13 protein-coding genes are annotated in these 14,949 nt (G+C 59.4%); 5 read left to right on the top strand and 8 right to left on the bottom strand.

Annotated elements, in window-relative coordinates:
• Nucleotides 1-40: 40 nt before the first annotated feature.
• Together AC5S3R_RS14485 and secA are read left to right on the top strand one after the other, a co-directional pair.
• Entirely contained in the window at nt 41-430 is a 390-nt protein-coding gene (locus AC5S3R_RS14485) for a hypothetical protein (RefSeq protein ID WP_494267803.1), read from the top strand.
• An 82-nt stretch (nt 431-512) separates the two neighbouring features.
• Entirely contained in the window at nt 513-3,566 is a 3,054-nt protein-coding gene (gene secA / locus AC5S3R_RS14480) for a preprotein translocase subunit SecA (protein WP_494267802.1), read from the top strand.
• A gap of 62 nt (nt 3,567-3,628) precedes the next feature.
• Here the strand turns inward: secA and AC5S3R_RS14475 are convergent, their stop codons facing one another.
• Nucleotides 3,629-4,222, bottom strand: a complete 594-nt coding sequence (locus AC5S3R_RS14475) for a class IV adenylate cyclase (protein ID WP_494267801.1) — start codon at nt 4,220-4,222, stop codon at nt 3,629-3,631.
• Nucleotides 4,223-4,289: 67 nt separating this feature from the next.
• A complete protein-coding gene (locus AC5S3R_RS14470) occupies nt 4,290-4,583 on the bottom strand; it encodes a flagellar biosynthesis anti-sigma factor FlgM (RefSeq protein ID WP_494267800.1) in 294 nt (97 codons plus the stop codon).
• 181 nt (nt 4,584-4,764) lie between these two features.
• On the opposite strand from AC5S3R_RS14470, the gene AC5S3R_RS14465 reads away from it, so the two are divergent.
• Nucleotides 4,765-5,802, top strand: coding sequence for an L-threonylcarbamoyladenylate synthase (locus AC5S3R_RS14465; protein ID WP_494267799.1), 1,038 nt, complete (start codon nt 4,765-4,767; stop codon nt 5,800-5,802).
• A gap of 15 nt (nt 5,803-5,817) precedes the next feature.
• On the opposite strand, the gene AC5S3R_RS14460 is transcribed toward AC5S3R_RS14465, so the two are convergent.
• The 3 genes from AC5S3R_RS14460 to AC5S3R_RS14450 form a co-directional block, all read right to left on the bottom strand.
• Nucleotides 5,818-6,159, bottom strand: a complete 342-nt coding sequence (locus AC5S3R_RS14460; protein ID WP_494267798.1) for an Hfq-like protein — start codon at nt 6,157-6,159, stop codon at nt 5,818-5,820.
• A gap of 273 nt (nt 6,160-6,432) precedes the next feature.
• The gene (locus tag AC5S3R_RS14455) at nt 6,433-7,545 is read right to left on the bottom strand and encodes a DNA polymerase III subunit (RefSeq protein WP_494267797.1); all 1,113 of its coding nucleotides are present in this window, start codon (nt 7,543-7,545) and stop codon (nt 6,433-6,435) included.
• 45 nt (nt 7,546-7,590) lie between these two features.
• A complete protein-coding gene (locus AC5S3R_RS14450; protein WP_494267795.1) occupies nt 7,591-8,049 on the bottom strand; it encodes a nuclear transport factor 2 family protein in 459 nt (152 codons plus the stop codon).
• 175 nt (nt 8,050-8,224) lie between these two features.
• On the opposite strand from AC5S3R_RS14450, the gene AC5S3R_RS14445 reads away from it, so the two are divergent.
• Nucleotides 8,225-9,724: an aldehyde dehydrogenase family protein gene (locus AC5S3R_RS14445; RefSeq protein ID WP_494267794.1), complete on the top strand. Its 1,500-nt coding sequence runs from the start codon at nt 8,225-8,227 to the stop codon at nt 9,722-9,724.
• 581 nt (nt 9,725-10,305) lie between these two features.
• Here AC5S3R_RS14445 and AC5S3R_RS14440 read toward each other — a convergent pair.
• The 3 genes from AC5S3R_RS14440 to AC5S3R_RS14430 form a co-directional block, all read right to left on the bottom strand.
• Nucleotides 10,306-10,818 (bottom strand): hypothetical protein, encoded by a 513-nt coding sequence (locus AC5S3R_RS14440; protein WP_494267793.1) that lies wholly within the window; start codon nt 10,816-10,818, stop codon nt 10,306-10,308.
• Between the two features lie 178 nt (nt 10,819-10,996).
• Nucleotides 10,997-12,460 carry a sigma-54-dependent transcriptional regulator gene (locus AC5S3R_RS14435; RefSeq protein WP_494267792.1) on the bottom strand — a complete coding sequence of 488 codons (1,464 nt, stop codon included), beginning with the start codon at nt 12,458-12,460 and terminating at the stop codon, nt 10,997-10,999.
• An 88-nt stretch (nt 12,461-12,548) separates the two neighbouring features.
• Nucleotides 12,549-13,400 carry a sensor histidine kinase gene (locus AC5S3R_RS14430; RefSeq protein ID WP_494267791.1) on the bottom strand — a complete coding sequence of 284 codons (852 nt, stop codon included), beginning with the start codon at nt 13,398-13,400 and terminating at the stop codon, nt 12,549-12,551.
• 385 nt (nt 13,401-13,785) lie between these two features.
• On the opposite strand from AC5S3R_RS14430, the gene rph reads away from it, so the two are divergent.
• Nucleotides 13,786-14,520 (top strand): ribonuclease PH, encoded by a 735-nt coding sequence (gene rph / locus AC5S3R_RS14425; RefSeq protein ID WP_494267790.1) that lies wholly within the window; start codon nt 13,786-13,788, stop codon nt 14,518-14,520.
• Nucleotides 14,521-14,949: the final 429 nt, after the last annotated feature.

The following is a 14,949-nucleotide window of genomic DNA, read 5'->3' as shown; positions in this document are numbered from 1 at the left end:
ATGTGGCACAATAATAGAGGACGCATTGCGCCCAACAGGCATGAAATCCACTCGAAACAGAAGCGCATGGGTCTTACTGGCAGTTGCCGTCATGGTGATTGCAACAGCAGCGCGCGCCGAAGCCGGTAGCACACGCTCCGCCTACGCACACCCTGTCTTCGAGTTCCTGTCCAATCATTCCAATGCCGGCTCACTCACGCCGCGTGACGTACCACAGCTTCTAAAAGACTGGTCAGCACGCAAAAGCGGTGCAGCCACGCAATCACGCAACGCAGGCGTGTGGCAGACCATGCTGCCGGTCCTCTTCATTGGCCTCGTTGCCCCGCTGAGCCTCATCGCCTCGCGCCCCATCGTAGCCTCATACAACACTCCCGCATCCCCCGAGCTTGCCTCCGCATTCCAGCGTCCCCCGCCTGCTCTTCTCGCCTAGCGCATTCCGCAATAAGCGGAAATACCGCTGACTTTGCGGTCCTTTCCACGCGCAAACACCTTACTGGTTTACGGAGAATTACGTGGCTTTCGATAAAGTACTCACATCCATCTTCGGCACGGCAAACGAGCGAATCGTCAAGCGCCTGATGCCCATCGTTGCGCAGGTCAATACGCTCGAGGAAAGCGTACAGCGCCTCTCCGACGAGCAACTCCGCGACAAAACGCAGGAATTCAAATCCCGTATCGCCTCGCGCATCGCTGGACTCTCAGACGCCGAAGCCATCAAGGCCGCCGAAAAAGCCGCGCTCGACGAAGTCCTCCCCGAAGCCTTCGCCGTAGTCCGCGAAGCCGGCTGGCGCGTGCTTAAGATGCGCCACTTTGACGTGCAGCTTATCGGAGCCATGGTCCTCCACTCCGGCAAAATCGCCGAAATGAAGACCGGCGAAGGCAAAACCCTCGTCGCTACACTCGCCTGCTATCTCAACGCGCTCGCCAGTAAAGGCGTTCACGTCGTCACGGTCAACGACTACCTCGCCAAGCGCGATGCCGAATGGATGGGCAAGATTTACGAGTTCCTCGGCCTCACCGTCGGCGTCATCGTGCACGACCTCAACGACCAGGAGCGCAAGGCCGCCTACGCGGCCGACATCACCTACGGCACCAACAACGAATTCGGCTTCGACTACCTGCGCGACAACATGAAGTTCGACATCAACGATTGTGTGCAGCGCGGCCACTATTACGCCATCGTGGACGAAGTCGATTCGATCCTCATCGACGAAGCGCGTACACCGCTCATCATCAGCGGCCCCACCGACCAGACCACTGACAAGTACGCCAAGGTCCGCAAGATTATTCCCCAGCTCAAACTCGGCGAAGAAGTCGAATGGAGCGACCACAAGCGCCAGGCCGAGATCGGCATCAAGCTCAACGAAGGCGAAAAGTATTTCAGCGGCGACTACGTGGTCGATGAAAAGCACCGCACTATCGGCGTAACCGACGACGGCTGGATATCCATCGAAAAACTGCTCGGCATCGACAACATTGCCGACGCCGAAAACTGGGATCTCAAGCACTACGTAGAAACCGCCATCAAGGCCCACGCCCTCTACAAACGCGACGTGGACTACGTGGTGAAGGACGGCGAAGTCATCATCGTAGACACCTTCACAGGCCGCCTGATGCCGGGCCGTCGCTGGTCTGACGGCCTGCATCAATCCGTCGAAGCCAAGGAAGGCGTCAACATCCGCAAGGAAGACCAGACGCTCGCTACCATCACCTTCCAGAACTACTTCCGCCTCTACAACAAGCTGAGCGGCATGACCGGCACGGCTGAAACCGAAGCCGCCGAATTCGAGAAGATTTACAAGCTCGAAATCGTCGTCATTCCGACCAACAAGCCTCTGCTGCGCATTGAGAATCCTGACGTTGTCTACCGCACGGAGAAGGAAAAATACACAGCTGTCGCGGATAGCATCGCTGAGTTGCACGAGAAGAACCAGCCCGTTCTTGTTGGCACCACATCGATTGAAAAGTCCGAACGGCTCTCCGCCATCCTGCAACGCAAGGGCGTGCGTCACGTTGTACTCAATGCCAAGTTCCACGAGCGTGAAGCGGAAATAGTCGCACAGGCAGGCCGCCTTGGCATGGTCACCATCGCCACCAACATGGCAGGCCGCGGCACAGACATTCTGCTCGGTGGCAATGCCGACTTCATGACCCGCCAGGAGCTGGTCAAGCGCGGTTTTGCACGCGCCCTCTCCACAGCCGAAGGTTTCATCAATCCCATGGCTCCCGCAGGCTTCCAGCGCTTCTATTACCAGAGTCAAGAATTTGAGGTAGCCGAGTCCGACTGGCTCGAAATCAACCAGAAACACGCCGCAGAAGCCGACGCCGAACGTGAGCGCGTCAAGCAAGCCGGCGGTCTCTTCATCCTCGGCACCGAGCGCCACGAATCACGCCGTATCGACAACCAACTCCGTGGTCGCGCAGGCCGCCAGGGCGACCCCGGTGCTTCCCGCTTCTTCCTCTCGCTGGAAGACGACCTGATGCGCATCTTTGCGAAGCAGTGGGTGAGCGTGCTGCTCGAACGCCTCGGCATGGAAGAAGGCGTGCCCATTGAGTCGGGCATGATTACCAAGCGAATCGAAGGCGCACAGAAAGCTGTCGAAGCGCAGAACTTCGAGTCACGCAAACACCTTCTCGAATACGACGACGTAATGAACAAGCAGCGCGAAGCTGTTTATGCCCTGCGCCGCCAGCTTCTCGAAGGCGTGGACCAGCGCGAACTGATTCTCGAAGATTACGTCAGCACCATTCTGAGCAATGCACTCGACGAGTTCTGCCCGGAGAACCAACATCCTGACCAATGGAATATCAAGGGGCTCGAAGAACGCCTCTTCGGCCAGTTCGGCCTCACCCTCAGCGCAGCCGGCATCAATGCAAATGAACTGAACCGCCATGAACTAGGTGATGCGATCTACGAACGCCTCAAGGCAGAGTACGCAGCGAAGGAAGGCATTCTCGGCCCGGATACTATGCGTTATCACGAGCGCATGGTGATGCTCTCCGTCATCGACGGCCTGTGGAAGGACCACCTGCTCTCGATGGACCATCTCAAAGAAGGCATTGGTCTGCGCGGCTACGCACAGCAGGACCCGCTCGTCGCCTACAAGCGCGAGTCCTTCGACATGTTTGAAGCCATGATGCAACGCTTCCAGGAAGACACTGTACGCTTCCTTTTCCGCATGCAGATCATCGGAGAAGACGGCCAGCCTGTGCAGGCGGCTCCGCAGGAGCGCCAGGCTATTCCCGCGGCGCCTCCGGTGGCCAGCGCAGAACTATTTCCTGCAAACGCTCCGGTCATCGACGCCATCCCGCGCGAAATCACGCCTCCAACCGCGGCAGCTCCGCTGCCCGTGCCCACGCGCGCCCCGCAAACCACCATCGACGCCCTTGAAAAGGAGTTCGCCCGCCGCAAGGAGCGCGAACTCAAGGCCGCGCAGATGGCCGGTGGATCAGCCGCAAGCCAGCCCAGCCAGCATCGTACCGGCCAGAAGGTTGGCCGTAATGATCCCTGCCCCTGCGGCTCCGGCAAGAAGTACAAAAAGTGCCACGGCGTTGACGCAGCATAACCTTTCTGCAAATCAAAAAAGGCGAGCCTTTTGGCTCGCCTTTTTCATTCTCATCGAATTTCCTATTGCTTCACCGCATCAAATGTCAGGTCGCTTGCAGGAGAATTATTTTCCGCTTTCCATTGCTCAAAGAGCCGTCCATAGCTCGCCGTAATGTAATCCGATGAAGATACTCCAAGCCGTGCCGCAGCACGATCAATCCAGTCCGCCGCGCCTTCCAACTCCGCAAAAATCCCAATCGGCGTCTCATCCAACACGCAGTGCCCTTCGCCATCGCTCCACTCGCTGCGCCACTTCTCATAACGAAATGTAGCCGCCAGCCCCAGCGAGCGGAAGACCTCTGCCAGCGCCTTGCCATCCGCTACTTCCGTCTCGGTCTCGATGCGATGCTTATGTGTATCCTCGCCCGGCCCCACATCTGGCAGCCGCTTATGCGTCAGCACAGTCTTGCCCGCATAGCTGCGAATGCGCAAAATCTCCGTCCGTGCACGCATGGCGCGCTCCGGCGTGTCATACAGCACGTTGCTCTCAAAGGATCGCGGCGTATCGCAGTGAAATCCCGCTGCGCCAAGCCTGCGGCTGAACTCCTCCGCATCCGCCACGCTAAATTTCACCTCAGTCTCAACAGCAATCATGAAGGCAGTATAACGCCGCATCGTTGCATGCAGCGCAAAAGCAAAAGGCCCGCCGCAAAGGACGGGCCTGCATCCACTCCATCTAAATCTACGAACGTTTACCCAGCATGGCATCCACCATGCTTGAAGCAGCTGCCGACGCCGAAACATCATACGTCCCATTCGCCAGCGACTTCTGCACGGCCGCAACCTTCTCCCAGCGCACATCTGCGTCAGCCGACGACTGCGCAATTCCAGTTCCTGCTGCGCTCAGCGTGGTGCGGTCCACTGCATGAGCGTCTGCCTGTGCCGGCTTTCCATCAGGCGAACTGCCAAGCTGGTTCCCTGCGGACTTCACATTCACAATCGAATTCAGTGCATTGACATTGTTATTTATAACCACGATGTTTCTCCTCATTGGATATATCGGCATCGTTCTATTCCCCTACATAGCACTCAAGTAAAACCCTGGCGGTTACCACTCGTTACTCGTGCAGCCTAACAAGACATCTGCTGAAAGTCCAAGCCCTCCGTACGTTACCGAAGTCTGGCGCAAACCCGGTACGAGCAGCGAAGATAGAAGAATGAAGACCTTACGGCTCGGCACATCAAAAGAAGATTTAACCCGGGCTGCGGAAATCCTCCGCAATGGCGGGCTTGTTGCCCTGCCCACGGAAACGGTCTACGGACTCGGAGCCAACGCACTCGACTCCTCTGCCGTCGCCAGTATCTTCGCGGCCAAGCAGCGTCCCTCCTGGGACCCCGTCATCGTACACATCGCCGGGCCCACCGAAAACAACGCCACGTTGTCTCAAATCGCGACAGAAATCCCCACTGCAGCGCAACGCCTGATGACCACCTTCTGGCCCGGCCCGCTTACGCTGCTGCTTCCTCGCACCAGCGCCGTGCCGGATTCCGTTACAGCCAACCGCCCACTAGTCGGCGTGCGTATGCCCGCGCATTCTGTCGCCTTTGAACTGATTCGTCTGGCAGGCGTACCCATCGCCGCCCCCAGCGCCAATCTCTTCGGTCACACCAGCCCTACCACAGCTGCGCACGTCCTTGAAGACCTCGACGGGCGCATCGACGCCATCGTAGACGCAGGCCACACACAACACGGCGTCGAATCCACCGTGCTCGACCCCACACAGAACCCGATGATCGTCTATCGCCCCGGAGCCATCACGCTCGAACAAATCCGCTCCGTCGCAGGAGAGGCATTCTTGTACGAAGCTCCCATTCAGAAAACTGCTCCCGAAGCTCTTCCCTCACCCGGCGTAGGCATTCGCCACTACGCGCCGCGTGCGCGACTCATTCTTGTAGAAGCTCCGCCACAAGATTTAGCCGCCAGGCTCACGCGCACGGCATCGGAGTTCCCGAACGACCGCCCCGGTATTCTCCTACCGGCGGAATTCGCAAGCACAGCCCCTGCGCACACAGAAATCTATCTATGGGGAAGTTGGAAAAAACCGGAAGAACTCGCCGCAAATCTCTATGCCGGTCTTCGTGCTCTCGACGCCGCAGGCTGCACCGTTATTCTTTGCCCACTTCCGACTCGAGAAGGGATAGGCGCCGCACTCCGCGACCGGCTTTATAAAGCATCATGGAAAGATGCAAGCTAGCAGGGTGACTGAAGATTAGCCATTCTCGCCCTGCTTATACATGTATTTAATCGCCGACTTATACACCAGCATCCGCGAGCGCCCGCGAACTTTCAGCGCATTGCGGTCATACCACTCAATGCAGCCCGAGATCGCCTCGCCGTCTTCCATCACAATCACCATCGGCGTCTGCGACTGAATCTGCTTCTGTAAGTAAAATAGCTCCGCCTGGTGCACCGCTGCCTGCTCTTCATATACCGGAGCATGAAAGCTACCCGAGGAATGCCCACGCGTAGAATGCCGCCTCTGCTGGACAGGAATTTCCGGCGTTTCCACGCCTTCGAAGGCAAGATCAGGCAGAATCGCTTGTCCGCTCATATTTACAATCCTTTCTATTTACAACTCAATCGGCGTTGGCAGATAACAACGCGCTCACGCTCAAAAATCTCGGGGTTTCCTACCATCGATATCTCACCTACAGCCTGAAAACAAAGACAAAAATCCTGCACACCGCACGAAAGTTTTTCGTGTTGCTCCAACACGTCGATGAAAGCTTGTTACTGGATATAAAGATGCCCGCGCATAGAGCCGGGTTGCGCGGGCGGCACAGAATTTTGCTTTTGCAGCTTGCCCTTGGCAAAGTACAGATTTTTAACGTGCCGCCGTGCTGGATTCCAGCCCCACCGCCATCGCATCCAAGGAGAGCGAACGCAATAGATTTCGCCGCATGCCCGACTCCACCTGCCCCAGCGCATACGCTGCACCGTCAATCCAGTCCAGCGTCACCATCTGCGCCAGTTGCGCAAGCTCCGCCGCAATATCCGAGTTGCGCGCAAACTGCGGCGTGCCCGCATGAATCAGCAGCAAATCCTCAACCAGGCTACCCATGGCGCGCAACAGGTTCACCGTCTTCTCCTGTCCTTCGGCCCCTGCGCGATAAGTTTCCGTCGAACGAAACAGCGCCGAGTAATCCGTCTGCCTCAGCGCCCCTCGCAAAATCACCAGCGCATCCTGCCGGCTCGCCAACCACGCGCCTAAATCAAATGACAATGCGCGGCCTACCGCACCCTCTGCCAGCCGCGCCACCAGCGTACGCTCCGTGGCCCGCAACTCCGGCTTGCGCTTCGCCAGCAACTCCTCCAGCTCAGCCGCTGGAAGCGCACCCAGCCGATGCACAATTGCCCGTGACCGAATCGTCGGCAGCAGCTCCTGCGGATTCTCCGCCAACAAAATCAACGAGGCGTGCTCTGGAGGTTCTTCCAGAAGCTTGAGCAGACTGTTCGCCGCCTCTTTCATAAACGCCGCACTCGTGAAGATGAAAAACGCGCGCTTCGCTTCTACCGGAGGACGGTAGTAAGCCGCGTGAATCACCTGCCGCACCTGGCCTAACTTGATAAGCAACTGTGGTGGGTCCGGCGGAATCACCAGCACATCCGGATGCGTCTGGATAAGGATGCGTGTTTCCTTCTTATCCACCTCGCGCAGCTCTTCGCGAGCCTCTACCGCCTCGGCAACTTTTTCCTGCAGGTTCGCCGCTGCGCCAATCCGTACGCAGTTCTCACATTGGCCGCAATAGTCAGGCAGACCGTCTGTTTCCATCGGCTGCAGGCAGTTCACGGCTCGCGCCAGCATCAGCGCCAGCGTGTACTTACCTGACCCGCGCGCCCCGGCCAGAATCATCGACTGCGGAACATGTCCCGAACGCACTGCCTCGCGCAGTCGCGTCACCGTCGCCGTATTGCCAAGAAATTCACCGAAGCCCACGCATCCAGTGTAGAAGAGCCACCCGCAAACGGTAAAAAGCTGCTGTTACTGCGAGGGACAGTCCTTACGCCCAGTATCCGCCACATTCGCAATCAACCACTTCCCATCCTTACGAACCATGCTGAAAAGATCCGTTCCGCAATGGTCCACTTTGCCATCGGAGAAAAATTTGAACGGAGCCCACACCACGGCCAGATCGTTGTCAATGCGAACCAGCGGATCGTAGATGCGCTCCTCTGTCTGGGATTTTCCCGGACGGCTGGCTTGCTCTGCAAACTCATCAAACGTCATCTGCAGGGCCTTCCCTTCGCGCATCAGCACCAGCGCACCGCCGGGCAGCACCTGCGCCTTGATTGCGGCGACGTCATGCCGGGACATTCCATCAAACAGGCTGTGGATAGGAGCCAGCACCGCATTTTCTTCCGGCGTTGCCGGGGAAGCCTGCAAAACTGCTGGTGTTGCAGCAAGAAAGAGCGCGAGACCTGCGAAGGTAAAGGGTTTCATAGGCCCCGATTGTATCTCAGGGAAAAATCTCCAGCCATAAATTCTGCCTCCGCACTGGCCAACTCTCCGCGGCCGGTGATAGTGTTCCTGCGTACAAATTTTTCTGCCCTGTCGTTTTTCATCAACGTCCGTCCAAAACGCAAACGCGCCATTAACGGCGCACGGAGGAACTCCCATGGCAACCATCGCAATTGATCCCCGCATCAGCAGCGCGACTGCGGATTTTGTCTCTTCCGACCACAAAATGCTCATTGGCGGCAAGTTCGTCTCCGCCGCCTCCGGTAAGATCTTCGATGTTTACAACCCCGCCACAGGCGAGGTCATTGCGCACGTTCCCGAGGCTGAAGCCGAAGACGTCAACCGCGCCGTAGCGGCTGCCCGCAAAGCCTTCGATAATGGTCCGTGGCGCAAGCTCTCTGCCTCCGCGCGCGGCCAGCTTCTCTGGAAGCTCGCTGAACTGCTTGAAAAGCACAACGATGAGTTTGCCGAGCTGGAATCGCTCGACAACGGCAAGCCGTTCTCCATTGCCCGCGTCGCTGACGTGCCGCTGGCTGTCGATATGTTCCGCTACATGGGCGGCTGGACGACGAAAATCGCGGGCAAGACCTTCCCTATCTCCTTTCCCGGAGATTTTCACTCCTATACGCTCCGCGAGCCGGTGGGCGTTGTCGCTCAAATCATTCCGTGGAACTTCCCGCTGCTGATGGCGGCCTGGAAGGTTGCTCCCGCGCTTGCCGCGGGCTGCACCGTTATTCTCAAGCTGGCTGAGCAGACCCCGCTTTCCGGCCTGCGCCTTGCGCAGTTGTTTGTGGAAGCTGGATTCCCGGACGGTGTTATCAACATCCTTACCGGCTTTGGCGAAGGAGCAGGCGCGCCACTGGCCGCGCACAATGACGTGGACAAGATTGCCTTCACCGGCTCCACGGAAGTGGGCAAGCTGATTGTCAAAGCCGCTGCCGGCAACCTCAAGAAAGTCTCCCTTGAGCTGGGCGGCAAATCGCCTGCCATCGTCTTCCCGGACGCCAACATCGACACGGCTATCCAGGGCACGGCCTCGGCTATCTTCTTTAACCATGGGCAATGCTGCTGCGCTGGTTCGCGCCTCTTTGTGCATGAAAAGATTTACGACGAGGTGGTCGAAGGCGTTGGCAAGGTAGCTTCCGCCATCAAGGTTGCTCCCGGCCTTGACCCCGCAAGCCAGATGGGGCCGCTCGTGAGCGACGAGCAGTACCGCAAAGTCATCGGCTACATCGAGTCGGGCATTGGGCAGGGCGCAAAGGTTGCCGCAGGCGGCGCGGCCAAGGCCGACCGGGGCTACTTTGTGCAGCCTACCGTGCTGGCCGACACCCGCCCCGGTATGAAGGTTGTGGATGAAGAGATCTTTGGGCCTGTTGTTTGCGCCGCGTCTTTCAACGACAAAGACGTGGAGGAGATTCTCCAGAAAGCCAACGACAGCATCTTCGGACTCGCAGCGTCGGTGTGGACGCAGGACCTGAGCATCGCGCACAAGGTCTCCCGCGGCCTCCGCGCCGGAAGCGTGTGGGTCAACTGTCACAACGTCTTCGACGCGGCGCTTCCTTTCGGCGGATACAAGCAGTCCGGGTGGGGACGCGAGATGGGCGAGGAAGTTCTCAGCAACTACCTCGAAACCAAGGCTGTGACGATTGCGTTGTAGGGGCGAGTGACAAGGACGAGAGAAGCCGCGAATCCATGATGGATTCGCGGCTTTTTGCTGTCCGTGTGTTATGCGCACAGTGGAGTGCTTCCCCACGTTGTTTGTTTTGTTTGGGTTGTAGGCGATTGCACAGGGACTGTGCAGTTTCTTTATGCCGGAACTGTGGAACTGTGCGGAAGGCAGGGTATAGAGTACCGGGTGTAGGGTACAGGGGATTGTGCCTGCCACTGCGTGCATGGGTTCTCCTTTCCTTTTATTTAGCGAGTTAGCAGCGCTACGCGCTCGGCGAGTCAGCGGAAAAATAAAACAGCCCGATTCCTTGGGAATCGGGCTGTTTTTCTGTTCATTTTTAGTGTGGCACAAAAGGGGTTAAATGAGCGCAAAAGTTATCCACAGATTTGAGATTTATTTTTCGATGGTTGAAGGAAGTGCCGCCTCAGATCCGAAATACAGACCTGGAGCTACACCGGAACTATCTCGCTCACATGCCAACCCCTCCTATCCGAAAAAGAAGCCGGGGCAAATACTATCCGCCCCGGCTATTTGTGCGTGCAACACTTGCTTAACCCAAATCCATGCAACTAAGCGGTTCTGGCCTGTGCGGTGACTGGCGTGCTCAGCTTCTGCCGCAGGCTTCCGGCCAGCTCTGCCAGGGTGCGCAGGCGCTCGGCTACGGGCGAACCGGCATCGGAGCCGGAAAGCGCCAGCTCCGAGTGCAGTACCAGCCCCGCGACTGTGCTCTTCAGCTCGGCCTCGATTGCCTCTGCGGCGGCACGGCGTGCGAGCGCCTGTTCGCGTTCGCGGCGATGGAGTGCGGAGCGCAGCTCACGGATCAGCCGCGCAGCGCCGGTGAGCGCAAAGTTTACCTGCACGGGAATCGCCAGGCCGGAGCGCTCCCAGATGGCCTCCGCAGCCGCCGGGTCACACTCGGCAATGGTTTCGTCCACGACTACGGCGGTGAATTCGGCGCGCTTCAGAGCGGCGAGCGCGGCCTTGCGGCCTTCCGCGACTTCCACCTCGCGGCCAAGGTGCTTTGCGATGACATCGGCGCAGTTGCGCGCCCCTTCCATTCCGGTCACAAGAAGAATGCTCATGGGAAATCTCCTGAAAAACAGCTTCCAGCTACTAGCCTCTAGCTGCTAGCCCTGAAGCCTGGCTTGCAAAATCTGTTGGGAAGCCCGGTAAGACGGGATACTCTCAATCCACCGCATCCGTCCGTAACCGCGCAATTGAGCTACAAGCTAAGAGCGAGTAGCTGAAAGCTGCTTTTGCTCACTCCGCCAGCGGATCCGCTATGCCGTATTCCTTCAGCTTGCGGTAGAGCGTCGTCTTGCCGATGCCCAGCAGCTTGGCGGCCTGCAGCTTGTCGCCGTTCAGAGTGCGGATGGCGGAGAGAATCGCGTTCCGCTCCATCTCGGCCAGCGTGGTGACCGCCGGCATGGCCGCGTCTGCCTGCTGCGCCTGCCCGGATGCCAATGCCGCGTGCCGCGCTTCCAGCTCCTTGTTCTGCAGTTGCGTCGGCATATCGCCGAGATAGAGAACAGGGCCGGAAGAGAACGTGCATGCACGCTCCACCGCGTTCTCCAGCTCGCGCACGTTGCCCGGCCACTCATAGCGCATCATGGTGCGCAGGGCTTCGTCGCTCAGCGTGAACTTCGCCTCGCGCTCGCGGCTGATGCGGTCGAGGAAGTGCGCCGCCAGCAGGGGAATATCCTCGCGCCGGTCACGCAGCGAAGGCAGCCGCAGGTTCACCACGTTCAGGCGGTAGAAGAGGTCTTTGCGGAAGGTTCCCTTCTCTACCATCTCGGCCAGGTTGCGATTGGTCGCCGCCACGATGCGCGCCTTCATCGGCACGCGATGCGTTGCGCCTACGGGCCGCACCTCGCGCTCCTGCAAGGCGCGCAAAAGCTTTGCCTGCAGGTCGAGCGGGAGCTCGCCAATCTCATCGAGGAAGACCGTGCCGTTTTCCGCCGAGACCAGCAGACCGTCCTTCGAGCGGTTGGCCCCGGTAAAGGCGCCCTTGACGTAGCCGAAGAGCTCGCTCTCAATCAGCGTTGGCACCAGCGAGCCGCAATCGACAGGCAGGAACGGCTTGGTTGCATTCTGCCCGTAGGCGTGAATGGTGCGCGCCACCAGCTCCTTGCCTGTGCCGCTCTCGCCCAGAATCAGCACCGGGTGCGAGCTCTGCGCCACCTTGGAGAGGATGCGGTAGAGCTTCTCCATCTCGGCGGAGCGGCCAATCATTGCGCCGAGCCCCTGCGAGGCGCGAAGCTGCTCGCGCAACTGCCGCGTCGCTGTATCGGTCGAAAGCGTGGAGGCCGCCCGTTCCAGCACCGAAGAAAGCTCATCCACGGCAAAGGGCTTGGTCAGGTAATCGGTTGCGCCGCAGCGCATCGCTTCCACGGCGGTATTCACCAGCCCCGACGCGGTCATCGCGATAATCGCGATCTGCGGATAGAGCAGCCGGACTTCGGCAATCAGCTCGAGCCCCTGGTTGCCTGCCGTGGCAGGCAGGTTGACCAGCAGGATGTCCGCGGCGCGGCCCCGCAACAGGCTGCGCGCCTGCGCAAAGTCGGCCGTCGTTTCGACGGCATAGCCCAGCCCCGACCCGATCTCGGCGCAGGCCGAGCGAATCGCCTGGTCCACGTCAACGACCAACAAATGCAGTCGCGCCGCGGGGTCCGCTGCTTGAGGAAAAAACTCCATGGAACGTGTGTGGAAGACTGTTGCCAACATTGTAATCGCCTCGCGTGTCTTTTGTGTGGAATGGTGTTGAATCCTTTGGTCCTGCGTTCCGCAGCCCCGCCCGTTGCCGCAATCGCGTTCAGGAGACGCGCACCGGAAGCTCCATCTCGATGCGCGCGCCACCTTCGGCGCGGTTTCCTGCCAGTACCCTGCCGCCAGCCGCCTCGACAATCGAGCGGCAGATGAACAGCCCCAGCCCCCTGTGCGCGGCGGGCCATGTTCCGCCTTCGCCGTTGGCGCTCTTGTTGGTGGTAAAGCCCGGCTCGAAGACCGCCTCCAGTTGCGCGGGATCGATTCCCGGCCCCGAGTCTTCGACAGAGAGCAGGAGCGTCCTCGGCATATCGGCGCTGGCGGCACGCTCGCGCAGTGCAATCGCAATCTGCCCTGTGCGGCGGGTGCCGTCTTCCTCGGCCGCCAGGCCGTACATGGCTTCCGTGGCGTTCTTCACCAGGTTCACCAGCACCCGTGTCAGGTCTTCCGCCGTCAGCCAGACTGGAAGTGTTCCTTCGGCTGCCGCGACTGTGACTGCGACCGCTGGGCCTGCCAGCGCGCTCAGCAGGCTGTGTACTCCCAGCAGCTCTTCGCGCAGGTCCTCAATCGGCTGCTCGGGCACGGTCAGCGAAAGCGCGACCGGGCGCGTTACGCCGGTTGCTTCGCGCTTGCCGAGCAGTGCCAGCTTCTCCACCATCCGCTGGCAGCTTGCCGACACCAGCCGCAGCTCACTGGCGTAGTGACGGCAGGCAATGGAAAGCACTCCCGGCTCCTCCAGCAGGTCGCAGTAAAGCGCCAGCGCCTGCATCATGTTGCGCGCATCGTGCGCGAGGCCGGAGACCGTCTCTCCCCTGCCGCCCACGAAGGACAATGCCTCGGCGACGGCTTGCACCCGGCCCCGCGCTGTTCCTGGCCCCTGTATTGGTTGCGTCCTCTGCATCGCGAAATCCCTCCCCCATCTCTGGTTTCTCAGGCCCCGGCGGCGCTTCCAACCCCATTCCCGAAACGCCGCTTCTGTCCCGCTTATATACACGTGGCGTGCCAAACTCGGACAAGTCGAGTAAGGACCTCATTCCAAAGGTGATAAACCGGAATTTGCGATTCCCTGCCTGTCCGGGGCCAAAGGCCACTTCCGTCCCATAACGGGACAAATCGGTTCAATAAGTCCGTGCAAACAGTAGAAAAATATTGGGTTAGGTGTAAATTCCTGTTTCTTGTCCCAATTCAAAACCATTCCCGAATTGGTCTCGTTTCGGGAACTGCCCCTCCCAACCCGGAACATGCCCTGGAAATCCTTCCCAGAGCCAGCCCGTTACAATTCCGATATGAGCTCGACTCCCTCGTTTTTCCGCCCCGGCGGACGCACTCCCTCCCAGTTGCGCCCCCTTACTCTCGCTCCCAACTTTGTCCAGACTGCGGAAGGCTCGGTTCTCATCTCGCTTGGCAACACGCGCGTTCTGACCAACGCCACCATCGAGCAAGGCGTTCCCGGATGGCTTCGCAACTCGGGGCGAGGCTGGGTCACGGCTGAATACTCCATGCTGCCCCGCTCCACCGTTACCCGCACGGCCCGCGAGAGCGAACGCGGCAAAATTGGTGGACGCACGCACGAGATTCAGCGCCTCATTGGCCGGAGCTTGCGCTCGGTTGTGGATATGCAGGCTTTGGGAGAGCGCACCATCATCCTTGACTGCGATGTAATCCAGGCAGACGGCGGCACGCGGACGGCGGCCATTACCGGCGCTGCGGTTGCGCTGGCGCTGGCCCTCAACGCGCTGGTCAAAACGGGCGCGCTCAAGCAATCACCGCTGAAGCAGCTTGTCGCCGCCACCTCGGTCGGCATTGTCGAAGGCAACGCGCTGCTCGACCTCTGCTATGAGGAGGACTCGCAGGCGGAAGTGGACATGAATGTGGTGATGACCGCCGACGGCGGCCTGGTGGAAACGCAGGCCACGGCGGAGAAGGGCAGCTACTCCCGCGCCCAGCTCAACAACTTGATCGACCTCGCGGAGTCGGGACTTAAGGAAATCTTCGCGATTCAACAGGCGGCGCTGAGTTAGGAGCTGTTAGCTGTTAGCTCGAGTGTGGGAAAACCAGCAGAGTGCGTTTGCAAAAACTTCCAGAGTGTATTTCTCCCATTAATATGGCGCTGATGCCGAGATCTGGAATTTGAGGCAAAAGCATATCTCAGGGCCTAAAGGCCACCCCTTCCATTGAACTTAATTGCCGGGGCTGAAGCCCCGGCCTACCTCTTTGGCACCTGCTCCATAATTGCGATTCCTCCTGTCTGCGCGAGAAAGTTCCGGTCTGCACAAACGAGCTAATAGCCAGGAACTGACGGCTAAAAGCTGCTCTTAAAGGTTGCTTTGCTGCTTCTCTGGCACTGCCGCGCTCTGGCCCGGCGCGTACGGCAGAAATATCCGGAAGCGGCTGCCTGTGGCAGCCGCGCCGCTGGTTATCGAATCAAAGTTCAGCGTACCGCCGTGGCG

This window comes from Occallatibacter sp. FHG110214_02, from assembly GCF_059115385.1.
Note: the sequence above shows the minus strand (reverse complement) of the source record. Positions and strands in the feature narration are given on the sequence as shown.

Excerpts from the sequence above, each read along its gene's own strand:
- AC5S3R_RS14440 (WP_494267793.1), bottom strand. The coding sequence starts at position 10,818 with ATGAGCATTCTTCTTGTGACCGGAATGGAAGGGGCGCGCAACTGCGCC.
- AC5S3R_RS14445 (WP_494267794.1), top strand. The coding sequence starts at position 8,225 with ATGGCAACCATCGCAATTGATCCCCGCATCAGCAGCGCGACTGCGGAT.
- AC5S3R_RS14450 (WP_494267795.1), bottom strand. The coding sequence starts at position 8,049 with ATGAAACCCTTTACCTTCGCAGGTCTCGCGCTCTTTCTTGCTGCAACA.
- AC5S3R_RS14430 (WP_494267791.1), bottom strand. The coding sequence starts at position 13,400 with ATGCAGAGGACGCAACCAATACAGGGGCCAGGAACAGCGCGGGGCCGG.
- rph (WP_494267790.1), top strand. The coding sequence starts at position 13,786 with ATGAGCTCGACTCCCTCGTTTTTCCGCCCCGGCGGACGCACTCCCTCC.
- AC5S3R_RS14485 (WP_494267803.1), top strand. The coding sequence starts at position 41 with ATGAAATCCACTCGAAACAGAAGCGCATGGGTCTTACTGGCAGTTGCC.
- AC5S3R_RS14465 (WP_494267799.1), top strand. The coding sequence starts at position 4,765 with ATGAAGACCTTACGGCTCGGCACATCAAAAGAAGATTTAACCCGGGCT.
- AC5S3R_RS14460 (WP_494267798.1), bottom strand. The coding sequence starts at position 6,159 with ATGAGCGGACAAGCGATTCTGCCTGATCTTGCCTTCGAAGGCGTGGAA.
- AC5S3R_RS14475 (WP_494267801.1), bottom strand. The coding sequence starts at position 4,222 with ATGCGGCGTTATACTGCCTTCATGATTGCTGTTGAGACTGAGGTGAAA.
- AC5S3R_RS14435 (WP_494267792.1), bottom strand. The coding sequence starts at position 12,460 with ATGTTGGCAACAGTCTTCCACACACGTTCCATGGAGTTTTTTCCTCAA.